At 65.6% G+C, this 20,573-nt stretch carries 26 protein-coding genes; 7 read left to right on the plus strand and 19 right to left on the minus strand.

Annotation, left to right across the window (positions count from 1 at the left end):
• Window positions 1-46: 46 nt before the first annotated feature.
• Both folB and folK read left to right on the plus strand, forming a co-directional pair.
• Entirely contained in the window at window positions 47-415 is a 369-nt protein-coding gene (folB, locus tag HBJ55_RS04055; RefSeq protein WP_167111303.1) for a dihydroneopterin aldolase, read from the plus strand.
• On the plus strand, window positions 412-921 hold the full coding sequence (gene folK, locus HBJ55_RS04060) for a 2-amino-4-hydroxy-6-hydroxymethyldihydropteridine diphosphokinase (protein WP_167111305.1): 510 nt from the start codon (window positions 412-414) through the stop codon (window positions 919-921). The genes folB and folK overlap by 4 nt, the downstream gene beginning before the upstream one ends.
• 30 nt (window positions 922-951) lie before the next feature.
• On the opposite strand, the gene HBJ55_RS04065 is transcribed toward folK, so the two are convergent.
• From HBJ55_RS04065 to HBJ55_RS04100, 8 genes are all read right to left on the minus strand, one after another.
• Entirely contained in the window at window positions 952-2,091 is a 1,140-nt protein-coding gene (locus HBJ55_RS04065; protein ID WP_167111308.1) for a tRNA nucleotidyltransferase/poly(A) polymerase-related protein, read from the minus strand.
• Window positions 2,088-2,426, minus strand: coding sequence for a thiosulfate sulfurtransferase GlpE (gene glpE / locus HBJ55_RS04070; RefSeq protein WP_167111310.1), 339 nt, complete (start codon window positions 2,424-2,426; stop codon window positions 2,088-2,090). The genes HBJ55_RS04065 and glpE overlap by 4 nt, the downstream gene beginning before the upstream one ends.
• 23 nt (window positions 2,427-2,449) lie before the next feature.
• Window positions 2,450-3,277, minus strand: coding sequence for a symmetrical bis(5'-nucleosyl)-tetraphosphatase (locus tag HBJ55_RS04075; protein ID WP_167111312.1), 828 nt, complete (start codon window positions 3,275-3,277; stop codon window positions 2,450-2,452).
• 63 nt (window positions 3,278-3,340) lie between these two features.
• Window positions 3,341-3,739, minus strand: a complete 399-nt coding sequence (apaG, locus tag HBJ55_RS04080) for a Co2+/Mg2+ efflux facilitator ApaG/CorD (RefSeq protein ID WP_240935969.1) — start codon at window positions 3,737-3,739, stop codon at window positions 3,341-3,343.
• Window positions 3,736-4,548: a 16S rRNA (adenine(1518)-N(6)/adenine(1519)-N(6))-dimethyltransferase RsmA gene (gene rsmA, locus HBJ55_RS04085; RefSeq protein WP_167111314.1), complete on the minus strand. Its 813-nt coding sequence runs from the start codon at window positions 4,546-4,548 to the stop codon at window positions 3,736-3,738. Before rsmA ends, apaG begins: the two co-directional genes overlap by 4 nt.
• A gap of 48 nt (window positions 4,549-4,596) precedes the next feature.
• Window positions 4,597-5,649, minus strand: coding sequence for a 4-hydroxythreonine-4-phosphate dehydrogenase PdxA (gene pdxA / locus HBJ55_RS04090; protein WP_167111316.1), 1,053 nt, complete (start codon window positions 5,647-5,649; stop codon window positions 4,597-4,599).
• A gap of 4 nt (window positions 5,650-5,653) precedes the next feature.
• Entirely contained in the window at window positions 5,654-6,322 is a 669-nt protein-coding gene (locus HBJ55_RS04095) for a SurA N-terminal domain-containing protein (RefSeq protein WP_167111319.1), read from the minus strand.
• Window positions 6,323-6,370: 48 nt separating this feature from the next.
• Complete coding sequence (locus tag HBJ55_RS04100; protein WP_167111321.1) at window positions 6,371-8,800, minus strand: LPS-assembly protein LptD; 2,430 nt, start codon at window positions 8,798-8,800, stop codon at window positions 6,371-6,373.
• A gap of 137 nt (window positions 8,801-8,937) precedes the next feature.
• On the opposite strand from HBJ55_RS04100, the gene HBJ55_RS04105 reads away from it, so the two are divergent.
• The 3 genes from HBJ55_RS04105 to HBJ55_RS04115 all read left to right on the plus strand — a co-directional run bounded on the left by HBJ55_RS04105 (window position 8,938) and on the right by HBJ55_RS04115 (window position 11,127).
• Window positions 8,938-9,978, plus strand: coding sequence for an aminoglycoside phosphotransferase family protein (locus tag HBJ55_RS04105; protein WP_167111323.1), 1,041 nt, complete (start codon window positions 8,938-8,940; stop codon window positions 9,976-9,978).
• Entirely contained in the window at window positions 9,975-10,646 is a 672-nt protein-coding gene (gene murU / locus HBJ55_RS04110) for an N-acetylmuramate alpha-1-phosphate uridylyltransferase MurU (protein ID WP_167111325.1), read from the plus strand. The genes HBJ55_RS04105 and murU overlap by 4 nt, the downstream gene beginning before the upstream one ends.
• A 61-nt stretch (window positions 10,647-10,707) precedes the next feature.
• Entirely contained in the window at window positions 10,708-11,127 is a 420-nt protein-coding gene (locus HBJ55_RS04115; RefSeq protein WP_167111327.1) for an OsmC family protein, read from the plus strand.
• Window positions 11,128-11,132: 5 nt separating this feature from the next.
• On the opposite strand, the gene HBJ55_RS04120 is transcribed toward HBJ55_RS04115, so the two are convergent.
• The 7 genes from HBJ55_RS04120 to phaR form a co-directional block, all read right to left on the minus strand.
• Window positions 11,133-11,738, minus strand: a complete 606-nt coding sequence (locus HBJ55_RS04120; RefSeq protein WP_167111329.1) for a DNA-3-methyladenine glycosylase family protein — start codon at window positions 11,736-11,738, stop codon at window positions 11,133-11,135.
• A gap of 10 nt (window positions 11,739-11,748) precedes the next feature.
• A complete protein-coding gene (gene coq7 / locus HBJ55_RS04125; protein ID WP_167111331.1) occupies window positions 11,749-12,393 on the minus strand; it encodes a 2-polyprenyl-3-methyl-6-methoxy-1,4-benzoquinone monooxygenase in 645 nt (214 codons plus the stop codon).
• Between the two features lie 201 nt (window positions 12,394-12,594).
• Window positions 12,595-12,939, minus strand: a complete 345-nt coding sequence (locus HBJ55_RS04130) for a histidine triad nucleotide-binding protein (protein WP_167111333.1) — start codon at window positions 12,937-12,939, stop codon at window positions 12,595-12,597.
• A 55-nt stretch (window positions 12,940-12,994) separates the two neighbouring features.
• Complete coding sequence (locus HBJ55_RS04135; RefSeq protein WP_167111335.1) at window positions 12,995-13,867, minus strand: phosphoribulokinase; 873 nt, start codon at window positions 13,865-13,867, stop codon at window positions 12,995-12,997.
• Entirely contained in the window at window positions 13,867-14,307 is a 441-nt protein-coding gene (locus HBJ55_RS04140) for an acyl-CoA thioesterase (protein ID WP_167111337.1), read from the minus strand. Before HBJ55_RS04140 ends, HBJ55_RS04135 begins: the two co-directional genes overlap by 1 nt.
• Before the next feature lie 50 nt (window positions 14,308-14,357).
• Window positions 14,358-15,653 (minus strand): phosphoribosylamine--glycine ligase, encoded by a 1,296-nt coding sequence (gene purD / locus HBJ55_RS04145; protein WP_167111339.1) that lies wholly within the window; start codon window positions 15,651-15,653, stop codon window positions 14,358-14,360.
• Between the two features lie 162 nt (window positions 15,654-15,815).
• The gene (phaR, locus tag HBJ55_RS04150; protein WP_167111341.1) at window positions 15,816-16,292 is read right to left on the minus strand and encodes a polyhydroxyalkanoate synthesis repressor PhaR; all 477 of its coding nucleotides are present in this window, start codon (window positions 16,290-16,292) and stop codon (window positions 15,816-15,818) included.
• Between the two features lie 93 nt (window positions 16,293-16,385).
• Here phaR and HBJ55_RS04155 point away from each other — a divergent pair, with 93 nt between their 5' ends.
• Complete coding sequence (locus HBJ55_RS04155) at window positions 16,386-17,099, plus strand: 16S rRNA (uracil(1498)-N(3))-methyltransferase (protein ID WP_167111343.1); 714 nt, start codon at window positions 16,386-16,388, stop codon at window positions 17,097-17,099.
• A 16-nt stretch (window positions 17,100-17,115) separates the two neighbouring features.
• Here the strand turns inward: HBJ55_RS04155 and rloA3 are convergent, their stop codons facing one another.
• Entirely contained in the window at window positions 17,116-17,727 is a 612-nt protein-coding gene (gene rloA3 / locus HBJ55_RS04160; protein ID WP_167111398.1) for a retropepsin-like aspartic peptidase RloA3, read from the minus strand.
• A 130-nt stretch (window positions 17,728-17,857) separates the two neighbouring features.
• On the opposite strand from rloA3, the gene HBJ55_RS04165 reads away from it, so the two are divergent.
• A complete protein-coding gene (locus HBJ55_RS04165; RefSeq protein WP_167111345.1) occupies window positions 17,858-18,451 on the plus strand; it encodes a hypothetical protein in 594 nt (197 codons plus the stop codon).
• Between the two features lie 47 nt (window positions 18,452-18,498).
• Here the strand turns inward: HBJ55_RS04165 and HBJ55_RS04170 are convergent, their stop codons facing one another.
• The 3 genes from HBJ55_RS04170 to HBJ55_RS04180 form a co-directional block, all read right to left on the minus strand.
• Window positions 18,499-19,788, minus strand: a complete 1,290-nt coding sequence (locus HBJ55_RS04170; protein ID WP_167111347.1) for a lytic murein transglycosylase — start codon at window positions 19,786-19,788, stop codon at window positions 18,499-18,501.
• Between the two features lie 117 nt (window positions 19,789-19,905).
• Window positions 19,906-20,310 carry a monovalent cation/H(+) antiporter subunit G gene (gene mnhG / locus HBJ55_RS04175; protein WP_167111349.1) on the minus strand — a complete coding sequence of 135 codons (405 nt, stop codon included), beginning with the start codon at window positions 20,308-20,310 and terminating at the stop codon, window positions 19,906-19,908.
• Window positions 20,303-20,572, minus strand: a complete 270-nt coding sequence (locus HBJ55_RS04180) for a monovalent cation/H+ antiporter complex subunit F (RefSeq protein ID WP_167111351.1) — start codon at window positions 20,570-20,572, stop codon at window positions 20,303-20,305. Before HBJ55_RS04180 ends, mnhG begins: the two co-directional genes overlap by 8 nt.
• Window position 20,573: the final 1 nt, after the last annotated feature.

Raw genomic sequence — 20,573 nt, forward strand, 5'->3', positions numbered from 1 at the left:
GACGCTCACGTACAATCGTGCCTTCTTAACCTGCTTGGAGCCGTGCATGGACTGCGTACTGATCGAGTCGCTCGAACTCGAGACGGTCATCGGCGTATACGATTGGGAGCGCAGCATACGCCAGCGGCTGACGCTCGACCTGGAACTGGCCACCGACATTCGCCCGGCGGCTGCCGACGACGACCTGACCAAAACGCTCGATTACGCCGCCATCAGCCAGCGTATCGCCGGCTTCGCCGACGAGCATGACTTCGCCCTGGTCGAAACCTTCGCCGAGCGCCTCGCCCAGCTGTTGATGGAAGAATTTGGCGTGCCCTGGCTGCGACTGACGCTGCGCAAGCCAGGTGCCGTGCCCGCGGCGGCAGCCGTGGGCGTGCGCATCGAGCGTGGCAAACGCCAGGAGAGCGCTCGATGACCCAGGTTTGCGTCAGCATCGGCAGCAACATCGAGCGTGAGCATCACGTCCGAAGCTGCCTGGATGCCCTCGACGCCACCTTCGGCGATCTCCGCGTCTCGCGCGTCTACGAAAGCGAGCCGGTGGGCTTCGAGGACGGCCGCAATTTCTACAACCTGGTGGCAGTGTTCGACAGCGACTGGTCGGCCGGGGAACTGCAGGCTTGGTGCAAGCGCATCGAGCAAGAGCACGGCCGCCGCAAGGGCACGCCCAAGTTCAGCCCACGGACACTGGATATCGACCTGCTGACGGTAGGCGATCTCGTCGGCGAACACGATGGGGTCATGCTGCCGCGCGACGAGATCCTCCATCACGCCTTCGTGCTGTTGCCGCTGTCGGAGCTACTGCCGAATACGCCACACCCCGAGGACGGGCGAACCTATGCCGAGCTATGGTCGACTTTCGCGAGCGACCGGCAGCGGCTGTGGCCGATCGAATTCGATTGGAAACCCAGCCCGCCGCGCTAGGTTTTGTCGTTGGGCTGACGCCCGCAGCGGCTAGCGTCGTGCCAACTCCTCGTCGAGGAGGGCGCAGCGCCGCCGCGCCAATTCCTGGCCCAGCTCGGCGCCGCGGAAGCCCTCCGCCATCAGGCTCTTTGCCTCGAGGCGCGATACCGCCCGCCAGGCTCGCGCGAGTACCTCGGCGAGAGCTGGGGCATCGAGCGCCAGCAGCGCGATCAACGGTTGCACGCGCTCGCTGCGCCGCCAGGCATCGATGCCGTCCAGCCACCGCTTCACGTCATCCGCATCGGGCGTGGCCCGTTGGCGCAGCTGGCGGGTAAGCGCAGCCTGGCGACCCAGGTCGCGATAGCTTCGCGGCAGACGCAGGCGCTCGGCCAGCGCTGCCTGCCTGGCTTCGCCGAGATGCTCCACCAGCCGTGCCCAGCGCCAGCGGGGACGCTCCTCCTCGAGCAGGTCGCTGGGTAACCTGGAGAGTCTATCCAGCGCCCCACCGAGCGACGCGTCGTCCTCGACGAGCTCCGGCATCAGCACCCCCAGCGCACCGCAATTCTGCAGGGTTCGAAAGTAGACCGCAGGGGCGGGCTCCCCCAGCGCTTTCTCGGTCTCGGTCCAGACTCGCTCGGCCACCAGGTGGGAAAGCTCGCCACTCTCGACGAGTTCGCACATCAGCGCCCAGGTCTCCTCGGCGATGGCAAAGCCGAGCCCGGCATAGCGCGCCAGGAAGCGTGCAGTGCGCAGCACGCGCAAAGGATCCTCGACGAAGGCCGGCGAAACATGGCGCAACACTTTGGCCTGGAGGTCGGCCAGGCCGCCGTAGGGGTCGATCAGTTCCCCCTCCGGCGTCTCGGCCATGGCGTTGATGGTCAGGTCGCGACGCGCCAGGTCCTCTTCCAGCGTCACGTCGGGGCTGGCGTGAACCTCGAAGCCGGTGTAGCCATGGCCGGACTTGCGCTCAGTGCGCGCCAGGGCGTACTCCTCATGGGTTTCAGGATGCAGGAAGACTGGGAAGTCGCGCCCCACTGGCCGGAAGCCGCGACGCTGCATCTCCTCCGGTGTCGCCCCCACCACGACCCAGTCGGTGTCGACGGTGGGCCAGCCCAGCCGAGCGTCGCGCACCGCGCCGCCGACGCGGTAGACCGCAAGGCCTTCGCGGCAGCGATCCGGCAATCCGCTCATGGGCGACTGCGCTCCACCCGTTCGGGCAGACGGTGCTCCCATTCGGTAAAGCCGCCATCGAGGCTGTAAACCTCGGCGAAGCCCTGCCCCGCCAACCAGGCTGCAGCCTGCTGGCTCGAGTGGCCGTGATAGCACACCACGACCAGCGGCTGCTGGCGCGACGTTGCCTCGAGCAGTGCCGGCGCGCTGTCATTGTCGAGGTGACGGCTACCGGGAATGTGACCGCTGGCGAAACTCATCGGGTCGCGAATATCGACCAAGGTGAGCGGGTCGTCGGCATCGATCCAGGCCGTCAGGGTATCGATCGTCAGGTGTTGGAACGAGGGGGTCGCCATAAGGCCTCCCATGTAGCTGATGATCAGCGGCGCTGACGGCTGGGCACGCCGGTGCGCTCGCCGGTGGAGAGATTCAGCGCGACGAGGCTGCCGCCCCACACGCAGCCGGTATCCAGTGCCTCGGCGCGCACCCGGGCACCTTCGGCACGTCCCTCCAGGGCCGCCCAATGGCCGAACAGTAGCCTCGGGTCGTCGCTGCGGGGATAACGGAACCAGGGGGCGAAACCGACAGGGGCGCTGTCGAGCCCCTCCTTGGCGCTGAAATCGAGACAGCCTGCGGCATCGATGAAGCGCATGCGCGTCAGCACGTTGACGATGACGCGCAGGCGATCGATACCGTCGAGCGACGCCTCCCAACAGGCGGGCTCGTTGCCGTACATTCGCTCGAGAAACTCGCCGCTGCGCTCACTGCCGAGCCGCTCCTCGACCTCACCGGCCAGGTCTGCCGCCTCCCCGGGAGACCACTGAGGCAAAAGACCGGCATGAGCCATTACGGTATCGCCCTGGCCCTCGAAGACCTGGCGCACCAGTAGCGGCCGCGACTGCAGCCAGTCGAGCAGCGCCTCTCGATCGGGAGCGGCCAGGATCTCGTCCAGGGTGTCCTTGCGGTTGAGCCGGGCGCCCCCGCGGGCCACGGCCAGCAGGTGCAGGTCGTGATTACCGAGCACGGTAAGCGCGGCATCGCCAAGCGCACGCACCTCGCGCAGGCAGGCTAGCGACTCGGGACCACGGTTGACCAGGTCGCCGGCCAGCCACAGCCGGTCGCAAACGGGATCGAAGCCGATTCGCTCGAGCAGCTCGACGAACTCGGCATGGCAGCCTTGCAGATCTCCAATGGCATAGTCGGTCATGGCACTTTCCCTTGCGGCGTGGCTTGATCCCAGGCGGCCGAGGGCCGCCCCGGACCGCTGACGTCAGTGTACCTGGTTGGGGCTGGCCAGTCGGAAGGGGGCGATGGCCACCTCGAAGGGACGCTGGCTGGCCGTATCGACGCAGGTGTAGGCGCCCTCCATCACGCCTACCGGGCCGTCGAGAATGGCCCGGCTGGTATAGCGGAAGGTTTGACCGGGTCCGATCATCGGCTGCTGCCCCACCACACCCTTGCCGCGCACCTCTTGAACCTTGCCGCTGCCTTGGGTGATACGCCAGTGTCGGGCCAGCAGCTGAACGCTGCGCTTCGAGTGGTTATGAATCGTCACGGTATAGCTGAACACGTAGCGCGACTCGTCGCGCGAGGACTCGTCGTCGCGAAAAGCGGGCTCCACGTCGACCAGTACTTCCCGTTCCAGTGGCATGTCAGGCGCCTGGGTCATGACGTCGCCTCCATAGCGGCCAGGTGGTTGGCAATGCGAACGAACTCCTCGACACCGAGGGTCTGGGGCCGCCGCGCGGGGTCGATGTCCAGCTCCGCCATGGCCTCGCCCCCGATCATTCCCTTGAGATTGTTGCGCAGCGTCTTGCGCCGCTGCCCGAAAGCCTGACGCACGACACTGAACAGCAGGGTCTCGTTCGTGGCAGGCCACGGCAGCTCGGCGAAGGGCGTCAGCCGCACGATGGCCGAGTCGACCTTGGGTCGTGGCACGAACGCCTCCGGCGGCACCGTGAACAGATCGTCGACGCGACAACGGTACTGCGCCATCACCGAGAGCCGCCCCCAGTCGGGACCACCCGGCTCGGCGGCGAGACGCTCCACTACCTCCTTCTGCAGCATGAAGTGCATGTCGGCGATGGCATCGCCCGCCTCGAGCAGATGGGCGATCAGCGGGGTGGAGATGTTGTACGGCAGGTTGCCCACCACCCTCAGTGGCTCGCCGTCGCCACGCAGGGCGCTGAAATCGAACTTCAGCGCATCGCCTTCATGCACGACGAACTCAGGGTAGTTGAAGAACTGCACACGCAGGCCCGGAATCAAGTCACGATCCAGTTCGATCACCTCGAGGCGGCCACCTGCCGCCTCGATCAACGGCTCGGTCAGGGCGCCCTGGCCGGGCCCGATCTCCACCAGCCGGTCGCCCGGGCGCGGCGAGATGGTACGCACGATACGCGAAATGATGCCGGGGTCACGCAGGAAATTCTGGCCGAAGCGCTTGCGAGCGCGATGAACCGGCGGGCGCGATGCCATGCGAAGAGTCCTTGTATGGGTCAGTGCGGAAACCGACGTTGATTGCTTCTATCTCGGGGCGGCCGCTCCGCGACTTGCCATCTTGGCGGCCAGCGCCACGGCGACTCGCAGGCTGCCGGCATCGGCCAGGCCACGGCCGGCCAGATCCAACGCAGTGCCATGATCCACCGATGTGCGTACGATCGGCAGCCCCAAGGTGACGTTGGCGGCACGCCCGAAGCCGGCATACTTGAGTACCGGCAGGCCCTGATCATGATACATCGCCAGCACGGCATCGACGCCTGCCAGATGGCGCGGAGTGAATAGAGTATCGGCCGGCAGCGGTCCGTCAAGGGCGAGGCCTTCACCGCGCAGGCGCTCGAGACAAGGCTCGATCACCTCGATCTCCTCGCGCCCGAGATGCCCGCCCTCGCCGGCGTGAGGGTTGAGGCCACACACGGCGATGCGCGGTGCGTCAACGCCGAACCAGCGCTTCAGGTCCGCATGCAGGATGCGCAGGATGCGCTCCAGGCCGGGCCCGGTGATGGCATCGGCCACCTCACGCAGCGGCAGGTGGGTGGTGACAAGCGCCACTCGCAGCGCGCTGCTACCCTGCCAGCCGGCCTGCCCGGCATGCAGAGCGCTGTCGGTGGCCAACATCATGACCACTTCATCGATGCCACAGGCGTCGCGCAGGTACTCGGTGTGTCCACGAAACCCGGCATGGCCGGCATCCAGGATCACGCCCTTGTGCAGCGGCGCGGTGACGATTCCGTCGGCGTTCCCGTCAAGGCAGGCGGCAATGGCCAGGTCGAGGGTCTCGAGCACATAGCCGGCATTGGCCACGGCCAGTTCCCCCGGCCGGCTCGGCGTGCGCAGTGCCACCGGCCATACCGGTAGAATGCCGGGGCGTGCTTCCGGCACCGGTTCGCCCGGCGTCAGCTCGAGCAGATCGACCTCGAGACCAAGCAGTGCGGCCCGCTCGGTCAGCAACGCCGGGTCCCCCACCGCCACTACCCGCCCTGGCATATGTTCACCCAGCGCCAGTAGCAGGGTCAGCTCGGGACCTATGCCGGCGGGCTCGCCGCTCGTCACGGCCAGCACGGGAGAAGGAGATCGCATGCTGTCAGCTGCCGCTGGCGAGCCGGTTGTCGACGAAAGCCTCGGCACGGATCTCCTGCAGCCAGGCATCGAGCGCATCGTTGGCCTTGCGCTGGAACACCATCTGGCGCGCCCGGTCGGGGCTCACGTTGCCGCCCTGCTGCTCAATGAATCGCTCGACCTCACGATTGCTGACGTTGACCCGTCCCCCCACCTGGCGCTGATGCAGCTCGCGCAGCAGCATTTCGCGGCGAATCTCCTCTCGCACGGTCGCCATGGACAGACCGTCGGCTTCCAGCGCATCGGCAAACTGGTCGAGGTTCATGCCGTTGCTTTCGGCAATCTCGCGGATCTGGCGATTGAGTGCGGTATCGTCGATGGAGAGCCCGGCATCCGCCGCCATCTGCAGTTGGATCTCCTCGAGAATGATCTGCTCCAGTACGTGCTCGCGCAGCATCGACTCGGACGGCACCTGCTGACCCTGGGCGGCAAGTTGGCTGCGCGCCTGCGCCATGCGCTCTTCGAGCTGGCTTTGCATGATGGCCTGCTCGTTCACCACGGCCACGATACGATCCAGGGACTGGCGCTGCACCGGCTGGAAACTCTGTTCCTGGGCCATGGCCGAAAACGGCACGGCGCCAAGGCACAAGGCCAGCCCCAGGGCACCCAGCGTGGCGATTGGCGAAATTCGCATGTCTCTCTTTCCTCTCATGTCTCTCACTTGTGTGGCGTCCCGAACCGATTAGAAAGCCGTGGTGCGGTAGCCTGGAATGGCACGTTCGAAGTAGTCGCCGGCATCGCCGCCGACGCCGCCCAACCCCTTGAAGACGAAGCGCAGGAAAATACCGCGCTCGGTAGTATCGTCCTCGATAGTATTTGCGGTGTCGTTGTCCTCGACCCACTCACGCCACACCAATTGCACGCCATAGCAGCAGTCGTTCCACTGCACCCCGGCCATCTGGTCCAGGCTACGGCTGTTGGTGTGGTCGTACAGAAAGCGGCCTATCAAATCTACTCTCGGATTGGCCTGGTAAGCGAAGGAGAGCTCATACTCCTCGCGATCGTACCCCAGGCGGTCCTCATCTTCTCCCGAAGGGTCGAATCCTTGGAGTTGCCAATTGTAGGCAAGGTTCAACACATGGCCGCGTGGATCGCGATAGGCAACACCTACGCTATTTCTCTCGGTCCGGCTGCGCTGATCGTCGTAGAGCCACTCATAGCGCGTACTCCAGCGCTCGTTGATGCGCCAGTCAAGTCGCGTGACAACCGGTGAACGATTCCGCGTCGCCTGGTAAAGACGCTCGCCGTCGTCGAGCGCTGGCGAAGGCAGGGTATCGGGATCGCCGGCCATATCGATGTTGCGGTCGTCGAAGTAGACCGCCTGCCCCATGCCGAGCGTGAAACGCTCACGACCGGCGGCATCCTCGAGGAAACGGCTGCTGATCCCGTAGGAGAGACGATTGAGATCACCGATGCGATCGGAGCCGGAGAAGCGATACGGCGACCACAGCTGGTTCCAGGAAAAGGCACGTTCGTCGCTATCGAACTCAGGGAATTCGCTCTGGTCGCGAGCAGGAACGTAGGCGTAGTTGAACCTCGGCTCCAGGGTCTGGCGATAGGCACGCCCCCCGAGGTCCAACTCGCGCTCGAACACCAGCCCGCCATCAATCGAGGCAACCGGCACCGCCCGCTGCAGTGAGGTATCGCGCTCCGTCTGCCGCTCGCCGTAGTCCAGGTCGTAGGCGGTATACAGCCACTCCACGCGCGGCTCCAGATGACCCCAGGTCTCATCGAAGCGCCACCCGGTTGCGGGTGAAAGGTGCAGTCGGGTCCCGACGGCCGCTTCACGCAGGGGAACACGGTTACGATCCACATCACGCCAGAAATAGGTGACGTTGGAGCGCCACTGCTGATAGAGCCCTCCGGACTGGGACCAGCGCGCATTGGCGGTCAGGCTGGGCAGGCGATAGAAGGGCTTCTTCCGGTCGCGCAGCGGATCGTCCAGACGCTGGAAGCCCTGGGCGCGCGCATCGAGATTCCAGACGTCACCGCGATAGTTGAGCCGGGCCAGGCGGGGCATGTTGTTGGGGTCGTCGCCGAAGGCACTGCCGAAGTCGTCGAAGTAGCGCCCGTCGCTGGCTGCCCCATAGCGCAGATTGTAACTCGTGCGCGAATCGAAGTACCCGCTGTGCAGGTAGTCCACGTACCAGCGGTCCTCGCCCTCGAAGCGCCTCGCCTCGCCCGGCTCACCGGAACCGCCACCATCGCTGGAAAGATAGGCGCCCTCGATCTGCCCGGCATCGCTGGGAAACAGGTAGCGATATTCGCCACCGAGCAATAACCCGTGCTCGCTGACCCAGCGCGGCGTGATGGTGGCATCGTGATTGGGCGCGATATTCCAGTAGAACGGCTGGGCGTAATCGAGGCTGTCGCTGGAAAGCCCCAACGCGGGCCACAGGAAGCCGGTATGGCGACGGTCGTCGATGGGGAAACGCACCCAAGGCCAGTAGAACACTGGCACCCCGCCCATCTCCAGGCGCGCGTGGCGAGCGGTGCCGAAACCGCTCTCGCGGTCTAGCACCAAGTCACTCGTTGCCAGCCGCCACAGGGAATTGCCGGGATCGCAGGTCGTGAAATTCGACGAGGTCAGCCGGTAGCGCCCATCCTCCAATCGCGCCAGTTGCAGCGCATCGCCGCGCAGGTGCTGGTCGTGAATCACGTAGTGGGCCGAATCGATGCGGGCCGCATCGCTATTGAGCGAAACCTCGGCCGCCTCGCCACGCACCAGCAGGTTGAGATCGCGCAGCGCGAGAGGCCCATCGGCGTGCGCCCAATCCCGCTCGGGCGGTACGCTCACCCGGGGTGACTCGAGCTGGCTGTCGCCACGCCGCAGGATCACTTCACCGCCAAGAATCGTCTCGCCGTCGTCCCCGTAATAGGCAGTGTCGGATTCGGAGCGGACCTGACCGGGCTCGTCGGTGGCGGGCAGGCGATAAGCCGGCATCACATAGACGCCACGGCACAACGCCTCGGCGGGGCGGCCTTCGCCCCATGGATGCCAGTCGAGCTGCCATGCCGGCAACGGCTCGAGCGCCATCGTCAGTGACGAACCGATCGTCAGGCCGGATGTGATCAGGCCGGCCAACGCCGCACCCGCATGTCGCTTGCCCATGGTCCCTCGATGTTCTTGGCGAAGAGAATCGGTATTATACAGACCGCACCCAGCCTGTCGTATGCGACAGACCGCTCAGCATGCGGTGGCGCCCTACGAGCGTCAACCGGCAACGCTCAGCACAACAAGGAGCCAGCATGACTTCGGTCGAAAATTCGACGCGATTGGAAGCCCTGCGCCACTGGACGGCAGCACAGCATCGCCTGCCCGCGGCAGCGCTCGATCTGCGCCTGGCCGCGGGCGATGCCAGTTTCCGCCGCTACTTTCGCCTGCGCCTGCCCGACGGCCGTTCACGCATGCTGATGGACGCTCCGCCCGCCCATGAGGACAGCCGTCCGTTCGTCGAGATCGCCCGTCGCTGGCGAGCCGGCGGCCTGCCGGTACCGGCTCTCCATGCGGTGGATCTCGAGGCGGGCTTCATCGAACTCGACGACCTGGGCGACACGCCGCTGCAGAACCTGTTCACCGGCAACGACCATGCCGGCACCCTGGTTTGGCACGAAAGCGCCATGGCATTGATTCATGAGCTGCAGAACCGCGCCGGCCCCGACGTACTACCGGCTTACGATGGCGCCCTGCTCGGCCGTGAGCTGGATCTCTTCCCCGAATGGTGCCTGGAGCGCTGGCTCGGCCTGGCTCTCCCACCCGGCTGGTCGGAACTGCGCCAGGCGCTGATCGACTCTGCCCTGGTCCAGCCGGTGGTCGCGGTGCACCGCGACTTCGATGCCATGAATCTGATGGTACAGGACGAGCGGCTCTTTCTGATTGATTTCCAGGACGCCGTGGCCGGCCCCATCAGCTATGACCTGATCTCTCTGCTGCGTGGCCGCTACTGCCGCTTCCCCGCCGAGCGCTTCGCCGGCTGGGTGGAAGACTTCCGGCTGCAGGCGATCAGTGACGGTCGCCTGCCCGGCACCATCGCCAGCGAGACCTTTCACCGCCAGGTTCAGGCCATGGCCGCCCAGCGCGCGCTCAAGGTGCTCGGCATCTTCTGCCGACTGACCCTGCGCGACGCCCGCTCGGGCTATCTCGAACGTTTGCCGCATTTTCTCGCCCATCTCGAGGAGAGTCTCGTCGCGTTGCCCGAACATGCCGGCTTCCACAGCTGGCTTGTCGACACTTTGCGTCCCGCGCTCGTGAGACGCCTGGCCGAGGCGGGCCTGCGGGTGGCGACATGAAGGCCATGATACTGGCCGCCGGCCTGGGCAAACGCATGCGGCCGCTGACCGACCGCTGCCCCAAGCCGCTGCTGCCGGTGGCGGGCAAGCCGCTGATCGTGCACCATCTGGAGCGCCTGGCAGCGGCCGGCATTGGCGACGTGGTCATCAACGTCAGCTACCGCGCCGAGCAGATCGTCGCAGCCCTGGGTGACGGTAGCGCCTACGGCGTGTCGATCGCATGGAGCCGCGAGACGACCCCGCTGGAGACCGGCGGTGGCATCCGCCAGGCGCTGCCGCTGCTGGGTGACGTCCCCTTCCTGCTGGTGAATGGGGACGTCTGGAGCGATTTCGATCCTGCCAACCTGCCCCCGCTGGGCGACGACCTGGCCCACCTGGTACTGGTCGACAACCCCGCGCACCACCCCATGGGGGATTTTCACCTCGGCGCCACCGGGCGGGTACACGCTCAGGGTGAGCCACGGTTGACCTACGCCGGGCTCGGCCTGATCGACCCGGCCCTGGTCGCCGACCAAGCGCCGGGCGAGTTCCCCCTGGCCCCGCTGCTGCGCGAGGCGATGCACGCCGGACGCGTCGGCGGCACCCATCATCGCGGTCGCTGGGTCGACGTGGGCACGCCCGAGCGCTTGGCCGAACTCGACCGCGAGCTGTGCCAGCGCCGGGGCTGAGCCCGAGGCAACACAGTGGTAAGCTGCCCGAAATTAACGCACCGACAAGGAAACCCTGCTCATGAAAGCCAGCGTCAAGTGGACCGATGGTCGCCAGTTCGTCGCCGAATCCGGTAGTGGCCACAGCGTGGTCATCGATGGCCCACCCGATCATGGCGGACGCAACACCGGGCCGCGACCGATGGAGATGCTGCTGATGGGCATGGGCGCCTGCACTTCCTTCGACGTGCTGGAGATCCTCGAGAAATCCCGCGCCGGCGTGACCGACTGCGTGGCGAGCATCGAGGCCGAGCGCGCCGACACCGTGCCATCCGTGTTCACCCGGATCCACGTGCATTTCACCGTCAGCGGACACAACCTCAAGGAGAATCAGGTCAAGCGCGCCGTGGAGCTTTCCGCGGAGAAGTACTGCAGCGCCTCGATCATGCTGGCCAAGGGCGGCGTCGAGGTCACCCACTCCTACAGCATCGTCGACGACTGAAGCGTCTAGATGGGGGGCGCATCGACGTGGCGCCAGAGGTAGAGCGCCAGGTGCGAGCGGTAGGGAGCGAAACGTGCGGCGGTGCGCAGCGTCTTGCGCCGCGGGCTGGTAAGGCGAGCGAGAGTCTTGCGCGCGGCCACGTCGCCCTCGGGCCAGACGTCGGGTTCGCCGAAATAGAAGATCGAGACCATGTCGGCGGTCCACTGCCCCACGCCCCATAGCGCGGTCAGGCGCTGCGAGCGCTCGGCATGACCGAGTCTGCGCAGGTCATCGGCCTCTAGCCGACCGGCGCGGGCTTCTTCGGCGATCAGGCATAGCGCCCTGATCTTGGCCCCCGAGAGACCGCAGCCGCGCAGTGCATCCTGGTTCGGCTCAGTGAAGAACTCCATCAGCGGGGCATCGCCAGCGGCGTCGACGACCCGCGTCCAGATCGAACGCGCCGCCTTCACCGACAGTTGCTGACCCGCTATCGAACGACACAGGCGCTCGGCCAGCGGTTGGCCGTCGTCGACGCTCAGCACCAGCGGGCCACCGCGCTCGATGGCATCGGCGAGCGGCGGGCTCAGCTCGCGAGCGACTTCGATGCAACGCCGATGAATCTCTTGTGACATGGCGTTCCGCTCAGAATCGATAGACGCTTTTGGTCATGACCTTGGACATCAGGCTCATGCCGAACTTGACCGGTGCCGGAAAGCGCGCTCCGCCGGCCTCCAGCGCGAGATGCGCATGGTGCGCCTCGTCGATGGCCATCTGGCGCAACACGGCGCGGGAGCGGTGGTCGCCCGCGGGAAGCTTGACCATGTGCTCGTCCAGATGCTTGCCCACCTGTTCCTCCGTGGCGGCGACGAACCCCAGGCTGATCCGATCGCCTATGGCTCCCGCCACCGCCCCCAGACCGAAGGAGGCGGCGTAGAACACGGGGTTGAGCACACTGGTACGACTGTCGAGCTCCTGCAGGCGCTCGTCGCACCAGGCCAGGTGGTCGATCTCCTCCTGGGCGGAGTGCTCCATCTGGCTGCGCACTTCAGGCAGCTTGGCAGTGCAGCCCTGCCCTTGGTAGAGCGCCTGTGCACACACCTCGCCGGTATGGTTGACGCGCATCAGCCCCGCGGCATGGCGACGCTCGTCGGCCGTCATCTCGTCGTCCTGGATGTCGGCCGTGGCCGGCGAAGGCCTCGACGCCACTGCTGCACGCGGAATCAGCGTGCGCAGTACGGTATCGAACTGGTGGATCAAGTTGTCGGCATGGGAGTAGTTGCGGTTCATCTCGCCCTTTCCTGTGCGAAGCCTTTCCTCTTATGCAGTCCTAGCTGTGCGCGTCAGAACGAATAGACACTCGATCACAACGCCAGATAGAGGCTGCCGGCAAGCATGCCGGCGCCACCCGCAATGGGGTGGCGCCAAGTATGGGATGCACCTGATGCGTCGCACGCCTCGACGCGCGCGGCTTGCTCCGCATAGCGCCGGCTAGCCAGCCGGCCAAGTAAAGCGTCGACCGCCCATCAGGTGCATATGAATATGATAGACCGTCTGCCCGCCCTGGTCATTGCAGTTCATCACCACGCGATAGCCGTCGTCGGCGATGTCGCGTTCATCGGCCAGCCGGGCCGCGACATACGGCAGGCGACCGACCAGGGCCTGGTCGCTCTCCTCGATGTCGTTCAGGGTGGCAATGTGCTGCTTGGGTATGATCAGGATATGGGCGGGGGCCTGGGGGTTGATGTCGTTGAACGCCAGCACCTCATCGTCCTCATAGACGATATCGGCCGGGATCTCGCGCTTGACGATCTTGCAGAACAGGCAGTCTTGCATCGGCTCGGGCTCCTTTCTCGTCGCCATGCTCGGTGTTATTCGCTGTCGCTCCGCTTCAGCGAAAGCGCCGCTGGGCCAGCAGATGACGCACCAACGGCGCCAGGATCAGCTCGATGGCCAGCGACATGCGCGCCCCCGGCACCACCAGGGTGTGCGGACGGCTCATGAAGGAGTCCTGGATCATCGCCAGCAGCCAGGGAAAGTCCACCGTCGAGGGGTCGCGAAAGCGGATCACCACGAACGACTCGGCGTCGTTGGGGATGTCCTGCACCTCGAAGGGATTCGACGTGTCCACAGTGGGCACGCGCTGGAAGTTGATATGGGTACGCGAGAACTGCGGCTGGATGTAGCGCACGTAGTCGTCCATGCGCCCCAGGATGGTGTCGATCACCGCTTCCTGTGAGTAGCCCCGCATCTTGATGTCACGGTCGATCTTCTGGATCCACTCGAGGTTCATGGTCGGCGCTACGCCGACCAGCAGGTCGACATGCCGGGCGATATCGTGCTCCGCCGTCACCAACCCGCCATGCAGGCCCTCGTAGAACAGCAGGTCGGTGCCGCAAGGCAGCGGCTGCCATTCGGTGAAGGTACCCACCTGATAGCCCGCCTCGATCATCTGCTTGTCTTCGGCGTGGATATAGTGCCGGAAGGTGCCGGTGCCGTGCTCGCCGTACTCATGGAACAGCGCCTCGAGGCGATCGAGCAGGTTGGCCTCGACGGCGAAGTGGGACAACTGGTCCTTTCGCTCTGGCTCCTCGCGAAAGATGCGGGCCAGCTCCTCACGGGTATAGCGATGAAAGGCATCGCCGTCGACGAAGGCCGCATGCACGTCCTCGCGGGAGAACATGCGCTCGAAGGTACGCTTCACCGTGGTGGTACCGGCACCTGACGAGCCGGTCACGGCAATGATCGGATATTCGCGCGACATCAGGCGCTCTCCGCTCCGGCAATGGCCTGGCTAACGGCATCGGGTATGGCAACGCTGCCCCCTTGGGCGGGATCCACCAGTACCACGTTGAGACGCGCGGTGGCCACAGGGCGGCCGCCTTCGGCATGGCGTACCCGATGATAGACGACAATTGCCTTGCCCACCGGTGCTGGAATAGCGGTTTCCACCACCAGCGCATCCGGCCAGCGAGCCTCGGACTGATACTGCACGGCAAGGTCGGCCACCACGCTGGGAAACCCGCCCATGTCCCACTCACTGAGCCCGAGCGAGCCGAACGCCTGTATGCGCGCCTCATGGAGCAGCGACACCAAGGTGTCGTGGCCCAGGTGGCGGCCGTAGTTCATGTCGGTGATGCGTACCGACAACGACTGCCGATGCACGATGACGGACTCGGGAAATTCCAGCTTGATGCGCTCCATGCCCACTCCCTGAATCTTGTTATTCGATCGATGCGGCGGTACTGCTGCGATCAGTCGGCCTGCCGCTCCCGTGCGATGGCGCGGTAGGCGATATCGCTGCGGAACTGGGCACCCTCCCAACGGATCGCCGCCACCCCCTCGTAGGCCAGGTCGCGTGCCTGGGCTACGCCCTGCCCCAACGCGGTGACACACAACACCCGGCCTCCGCTGGTTACCACCCGACCCTGATCGTCCTCGGCGGTGCCGGCATGGAACACCTTGCAGCCGGTGGCATCGGCGGCAGCGAGGCCTTCGATCGCGTCGCCCTTGCGGTAGCTGCCCGGATAGCCGCCGGCGGCCATCACCACGCCGACGGCGGCATGCGGGTCCCACTCACAAGTATGGCCTGCCAGTTCGCCGCGTGCGCCCGCCAGGCACAGCTCGGCCAGATCCGATTGGAGGCGCAGCATGATCGGCTGGGTTTCGGGATCGCCGAAGCGGCAGTTGTACTCGATGACCTTGGGGTTGCCCTCGGCGTCGATCATCAGGCCGGCGTAGAGGAAGCCGCTATAGGCGTGCCCCTCCGCCACCATGCCGTGCACCGTGGGCATGATGACGCGCTCCATGATGCGCTCGTGCACGCTCTCGGTCACCACCGGTGCCGGTGAGTAAGCCCCCATACCGCCGGTGTTGGGACCGGCATCACCATCCAGGGCGCGCTTGTGGTCCTGGCTGGTGGCCATCGGCAGCACCGTGGTGCCATCGACCATGACGATGAAACTCGCCTCCTCGCCCTCGAGAAACTCCTCGATCACCACGCGGGCCCCGGCATCACCGAAGGCGTTGGCTTCGAGCATGTCGCGCACCGCTGCCTCGGCCTCGGCCAGGGTCATGGCCACGATCACGCCCTTGCCTGCCGCCAGGCCGTCGGCCTTGATCACGATCGGCGCACCCTGCTCGGCGAGGTACGCCAGCGCCGGCTCGACCTCGGTGAAGGTGCGGTAGGCCGCGGTAGGGATGGCGTGGCGGGCCAGGAAATCCTTGGTGAAGGACTTCGAGCCCTCGAGCTGGGCCGCGCCCCGGGTGGGGCCGAAGATGGCCAGGCCCGCCTCACGGAAACGATCGACCACGCCTTCGACCAGCGGTGCCTCGGGGCCGACGATGGTCAGCGCGACGCCTTCGTCGCGGGCGAAATCCACCAGGCGTTCCAGCTCGGTCGCCTCGATGGCGACGTTGGTCAGGCCCGGCTCATGTGCCGTGCCGGCGTTACCGGGCGCCACGAAAACCCGCTCGACGCGGGACGACTGGCCGACTTTCCAGGCCAAGGCGTGTTCGCGGCCACCGCCGCCGATGATCAGAACCTTCATCCGCTTGCTTATCCTGTCTATTGCTGCGCAGGCCCGATTGCCGGTGGGCCTGATGTTCGGCTGGGAAGACGTCGCGGCATTATGGCAGAAAGCGGCCCGGCACGCCCCCGCCCGGAGTGGCAATGCCTTGCCTGACCAGTATCGATGCCTTTTGCCGCATTTTTACTTGTCGTCGTCTTCGCCTTTCTCATCCTTCGGCTCCGGCTTGTCGGGCTGTCCCTTGCCGATCGCCTGCTGCCAGAAACGCATGTTCTCCTCGGCCATCTCGCGCATCAGCTCCATGGGCGAGTGGCGCATGGCCTGCTGCCACTGGTCCTGCATGCGCTTCTGCTGTTCGAGCATAAGCTGGGTACCCTGCTCGAGGTAGCGTGCCAACGGGAGCGGTTGAGCCATGTCGTAGACGCGGATGAACTGTGCCAACAGGTCGTTGGAGAACACCTCGGCCTCGCCATCGGCCTGCTCCTGCTCGATGATGATCGATAGCAGGATGGTACGGGTCAGGTCTTCCCCGCTCTTGGCATCCTCGACCCGGAACGGTTCCTCGTCGAGAATCAGACGGCGCAGATCCTCGAGCGTCACATAGCGACTCTGTTGGGTATCATAGAGCCTGCGGTTGGCATACTTGCGAATCACGCGCACGGTGGCACTCCTTGTTGGAAAGGCAAACTGCCCTTGGCTGCTATTGTGCACCGCGCTACCGCCCTTGCAAATCGAAGCGACCAACGAGGCCCGATGAACCTGATTCTGCTAAGCCCCGACGAGATCCAGCACGACCGCCTGGCATGCCTGCGCGACCCACGCCGCCTGCGTCATCTGAAGGAGGTTCACCGCGCCCGGGTCGGCGATAGCCTGACCTTGGGCGTGGCGGGCGGCGGCATCGGTCGCGGTGAGCTCACGCTGCTGAGCGACGACGAGGCCCGCTTCACGTTCGACGGGCTCGACACACCGCCCCCTCCCCCGCTGCCGGTGCATCTGGTACTGGCCCTGCCGCGCCCGCGCATGCTGGCCAGAAGCCTCGAACACGTGACGGCCATGGGCGTGAAGCAGATCACCCTGCTGCACACCCGGCGGGTGGAAAAGAGCTATTGGCAGTCGCCGGAGCTCGACCCGACGAAGATCCACGACCACCTGGTGCTGGGGCTCGAACAGGCCCGCGATACGCAGCTGCCCGAAGTGCACCTGGCCAAGGGCTTTCGTCCCTTCGCCGATGAGCGCCTGCCGACGCTGCTCGAAGGCCGGCGAGGGCTCATGGCCCACCCCGGCATGGCCCAGGCCTGCCCGACGGGTCTCAGCGAGCCGACCGTGCTCCTCGTCGGGCCGGAAGGTGGCTTCATTCCCCACGAGGTGGAGCGACTGCTCGCGGCCGGCTGCGAGGGCATCCACCTGGGCCCGCGAATCCTGCGGGTGGAAACGGCGGTCGTCGCCCTGCTGGCGCGCCTGTTCTAGGGCGATCTGCCCGGCGCTAGTCGGACGGTTCGGCCCGATCGGAAGCATCGTCCTCGTCGGGGTCATGCTCCACCAGCGGGGCGTCCTCGCCGCACTCCGGCTCGTTCAGGAAGGTGCTGCGCACGTCCAGAAGGCCCAGGTGGCCGATGGTGCGGCGTCCAAGCAATAGGGGGTAGTTCATGTCACCGCGGTCTCGCAGACTGAACTGCTCCTCAAAGACGGTATCGCCCATGCAAACCTTCATCAGCACCACGGGGCGACGATCGACGCCACCCGCACCGCGCAGCCTGAGGCTGCGATAAAGCGGCAACTCCAGCCATTCGCTGAAGATCTCGCCATTCGCTTCATCCTCCAGTTTGAGGCGAAAGCGCACCCACTCCTCTCCCTCCTTGTCGAAGCGCTCGATGTCGCGCGCATCGAGCGAGGAGGTCAGCGCACCGCTATCCAGCTTCGCCTTCACCTCGACGCCCCAAGGCTCGAGGGTGCTCTTCTCGACCCAGCCGAACACCGCCTGCTCATTCTCAGCAGCCGCCGACATCGGCATCGTCAGCAGGAACAATGTTCCAGCCAGGGCCACCCCGCGTAGCGGGACATGACGAGCCTGACGGTAAATAGCCGACCATTTCATGGACATGAACCCATCTCCTTCCTCATCAATATTTGGAAGCCCCTGATCAGGCACGTCGGTTCCGACCGCCTGACACATTCGTTACGTCTACTACACTATCCGTGTCACCAAGGATAAGGAGGGCAAAACGATGACACAGCTACGCCTCACAAGGACGACCATTGCCGCCTCGGCCGGCCTGTTCATCGCCGGTCTCGCCATCGGCGTACAGGCCCAGTTCGATCCGCAGGGCCTCTACTCCGCCCGAGCCATCTTCGATGCCGAAGTGCACTTCGAGACCGCCCCGCACAGCGACCCCAGCGAGGTCGTCGACATGCTGATGGGGGACGACAAGAAAGTGCATGCCATCGTGGTTCGTTCCAATGATGCCGTGGGTCAGAACGGCGACACCCTGGTGATTACCAACCCCCACTTCCGTCTGGTCAACCATGAAGAAAGTGGCGAGACCAGCCATGACATCATCGTCGACGCCGACCAGGACGCCCTCGAGGCCATGCCACGCTACGATCAGGAATGGTGGGACATGGCGCGTCAGCGTACCCGCGAGGCGTGGCATAGCGCCGGTGACGATGCCGAGAGCGCCTGGCACCAGACCCGCCAGGGCCTGGAACGTATCGGCGAAGGCGCCGAAAGCGCCTGGGAGCGTACCCAGGAGGGCGCCGAGCGAGCCGGACGCCGCATCAGCGAGACGCTCGACGAATGGACCAGCGACAACGACAACTGATCGACCTCCGCCATTATCTGCCGGGCTCGCGACGAGCCCGGCCGCCTTCAGTGTCGCTGCAGGCGCTGCAGCAGGTCCAGGGTGGCAAAGCCATCCGGCGTGACGCCGATGCTGCGTTGATAATCGCGTAGCCCAGCACGAGTGTTGGGCCCCATGACGCCGTCCGGGGTGCCGACATCGAAGCCACGCTCATTCAAGGCTTGCTGCATTTCGCGCACTTGGCTACGACTCAGCGGCTGCACCTCCCGCGGCCACTCGGCCTGGATTCCCTCGCGCCCGGCGATTCTATCGGCCAGGGTGCCCACCGCCAGGGCATAACTGGTGGCATTGTTGTAGCGCAGGATGGCGCGGTAATTGGATCCCACCAGGAAGGCCGGCCCACGCGCACCGGCCGGGGCGATCACCGATGCCTGCTCGAAACCGGGCAGGTTGCCGCCACCGACACGCTGCACGCCCAGCCCCCCCCATTCACGGCTCGAACGGCGCGTGCTCAGCTCGGTCTGGGAATAGTCGAAACCCTGTGGCAGGCGAACCTCCACGCCCCAGGGCTGACCGGGCTGCCAACCGGCCCGCGCCAGGTAGTTGGCGGTAGACGCCATGACGTCAGGGATGCTGTTCCAGATGTCGCGACGCCCATCACCATCGCCATCCACGGCATAGGTCACGAAACTGGAGGGAATGAACTGTGTATGTCCCATGGCCCCGGCCCAGGAGCCGATCATGCGCTCCGGTGCGATGTCGCCCGCCTCGAGGATACGCAGGGCGGCCAGCAATTCGCCGCGGGCGAAGTCGCGCCGCCGTCCGTCAAAGGCCAGGGTCGCGAGTGCCTCGATAGTGGAGAAGTCGCCGAAGTTGCCACCGTAGTTGCTCTCGATGCCCCAGATCGCCACCACGACTTCGGCCGGAACCTCGTAGCGCTGCTCCATACGCCGTGCCGTCTCACGATGTTCGGCGAGCTTGGCTTGTCCTTGGCTGATACGGGCCTGGGAGACGGCGCTGTCCAGATATTGCCAGATGGGACGCACGAACTCCGGCTGGGAGCGGTCGAGCTCGATCACCCGTGGCCGGTAGCGTACGCCGTCCAGCGCACGCGCCAGGGTCGCTTCGCCGATCCCCTCACCGCGTGCCTGGCGGCGAAAATCGCTTAGCCAGGCCTGGAAATCTTCAGGCGAAGCCCTCTCGGCCTCGCTGGCGGCAGGATCCGGTGCGTCATCTTCGCTCGAGGCAACGGCATCCGGCTGGCGCTCGCCGGCTGCCACCTCCTGTACCGGGCCGGACTGACAGCCGGCCAGCAGTAGAAGCAGGAGGAAAGCGGTAGGAAAAAGTGGCTGAATCATGACGGCAGTAATCCTTTACCTTGATGGCCATCGATCATCGCCCAGAAGCGGCTGGCAGGCCAGTCCTGGACCAGGGGTCGATGCATAGTACAAGCGGCCGCAGAGCCGTTGCGAACGCTAATCGGGGTCGTTTTCGCGGGGTTTATGCACCGCATTGGCCTCCGTTTCAAGGCCGCTCTTGAGTTCATGGGTGAGCGGGTCGTAGTTGGGGCGCAGTTCGTCCTTGACCGTACCATGCCACAGCTTGGCGCCGACGAAATAGCCGGCGCGGCCGATCACGTGAGCGGCCACCGGCGCCGTCAACATGATGAAGAGAATCACCCCCAGCGCCCGTGCCACTACCGCCACTTCGCCGAAGTGCAGCGCCACCGCCAGCATGATCAGCGAGGCCCCCAAGGTGGCCGCCTTGGTGGTGGCATGCATTCGTGTCAGTAGATCGGGCAGACGCACCAGGCCGAGCGCGGCCAGGAACATGAAGATGGCGCCGACCAGGATCAGGCCGCCCTTGAGCATCTCAATCATCGCGCGGCCCTCCGCGTTCCAGGAAGCGCGCGAAACCGATGGCTGCCATGAACGCCATCAGTGCCATGACGATGGCCACATCCAGCAGACTGGGCACGTCGGTGGCGATCGCCACCACTCCGATGATGCCGACGATCATCGAGGAGAAGAGTTCCAACGCCACCACCCGGTCCGGCAGGCTGGGGCCGATGTACAGGCGCACGAAGGCCAGGCACAGCGCCAGGGACATGAGTACCAGGCTCGACAGGATCACGGTAGACACG

It is taken from the genome of Billgrantia bachuensis (assembly GCF_011742165.1).
GTDB classification, from domain to species: Bacteria; Pseudomonadota; Gammaproteobacteria; order Pseudomonadales; family Halomonadaceae; genus Halomonas; species Halomonas bachuensis.

Coding starts and splice junctions, on each gene's coding strand:
- folK (WP_167111305.1), top strand. CDS start 412: ATGACCCAGGTTTGCGTCAGCATCGGCAGCAACATCGAGCGTGAGCAT.
- HBJ55_RS04140 (WP_167111337.1), bottom strand. CDS start 14,307: ATGGAGCGCATCAAGCTGGAATTTCCCGAGTCCGTCATCGTGCATCGG.
- HBJ55_RS04135 (WP_167111335.1), bottom strand. CDS start 13,867: ATGTCGCGCGAATATCCGATCATTGCCGTGACCGGCTCGTCAGGTGCC.
- HBJ55_RS04065 (WP_167111308.1), bottom strand. CDS start 2,091: ATGAGCGGATTGCCGGATCGCTGCCGCGAAGGCCTTGCGGTCTACCGC.
- HBJ55_RS04105 (WP_167111323.1), top strand. CDS start 8,938: ATGACTTCGGTCGAAAATTCGACGCGATTGGAAGCCCTGCGCCACTGG.
- HBJ55_RS04165 (WP_167111345.1), top strand. CDS start 17,858: ATGACACAGCTACGCCTCACAAGGACGACCATTGCCGCCTCGGCCGGC.
- HBJ55_RS04170 (WP_167111347.1), bottom strand. CDS start 19,788: ATGATTCAGCCACTTTTTCCTACCGCTTTCCTCCTGCTTCTACTGCTG.
- rloA3 (WP_167111398.1), bottom strand. CDS start 17,727: ATGAAATGGTCGGCTATTTACCGTCAGGCTCGTCATGTCCCGCTACGC.
- mnhG (WP_167111349.1), bottom strand. CDS start 20,310: ATGATTGAGATGCTCAAGGGCGGCCTGATCCTGGTCGGCGCCATCTTC.
- HBJ55_RS04075 (WP_167111312.1), bottom strand. CDS start 3,277: ATGACCGACTATGCCATTGGAGATCTGCAAGGCTGCCATGCCGAGTTC.
- rsmA (WP_167111314.1), bottom strand. CDS start 4,548: ATGGCATCGCGCCCGCCGGTTCATCGCGCTCGCAAGCGCTTCGGCCAG.
- HBJ55_RS04155 (WP_167111343.1), top strand. CDS start 16,386: ATGAACCTGATTCTGCTAAGCCCCGACGAGATCCAGCACGACCGCCTG.
- folB (WP_167111303.1), top strand. CDS start 47: ATGGACTGCGTACTGATCGAGTCGCTCGAACTCGAGACGGTCATCGGC.
- HBJ55_RS04100 (WP_167111321.1), bottom strand. CDS start 8,800: ATGGGCAAGCGACATGCGGGTGCGGCGTTGGCCGGCCTGATCACATCC.
- HBJ55_RS04120 (WP_167111329.1), bottom strand. CDS start 11,738: ATGTCACAAGAGATTCATCGGCGTTGCATCGAAGTCGCTCGCGAGCTG.
- coq7 (WP_167111331.1), bottom strand. CDS start 12,393: ATGAACCGCAACTACTCCCATGCCGACAACTTGATCCACCAGTTCGAT.
- HBJ55_RS04130 (WP_167111333.1), bottom strand. CDS start 12,939: ATGCAAGACTGCCTGTTCTGCAAGATCGTCAAGCGCGAGATCCCGGCC.
- murU (WP_167111325.1), top strand. CDS start 9,975: ATGAAGGCCATGATACTGGCCGCCGGCCTGGGCAAACGCATGCGGCCG.
- glpE (WP_167111310.1), bottom strand. CDS start 2,426: ATGGCGACCCCCTCGTTCCAACACCTGACGATCGATACCCTGACGGCC.
- pdxA (WP_167111316.1), bottom strand. CDS start 5,649: ATGCGATCTCCTTCTCCCGTGCTGGCCGTGACGAGCGGCGAGCCCGCC.
- purD (WP_167111339.1), bottom strand. CDS start 15,653: ATGAAGGTTCTGATCATCGGCGGCGGTGGCCGCGAACACGCCTTGGCC.
- apaG (WP_240935969.1), bottom strand. CDS start 3,739: ATGACCCAGGCGCCTGACATGCCACTGGAACGGGAAGTACTGGTCGAC.
- HBJ55_RS04095 (WP_167111319.1), bottom strand. CDS start 6,322: ATGCGAATTTCGCCAATCGCCACGCTGGGTGCCCTGGGGCTGGCCTTG.
- HBJ55_RS04115 (WP_167111327.1), top strand. CDS start 10,708: ATGAAAGCCAGCGTCAAGTGGACCGATGGTCGCCAGTTCGTCGCCGAA.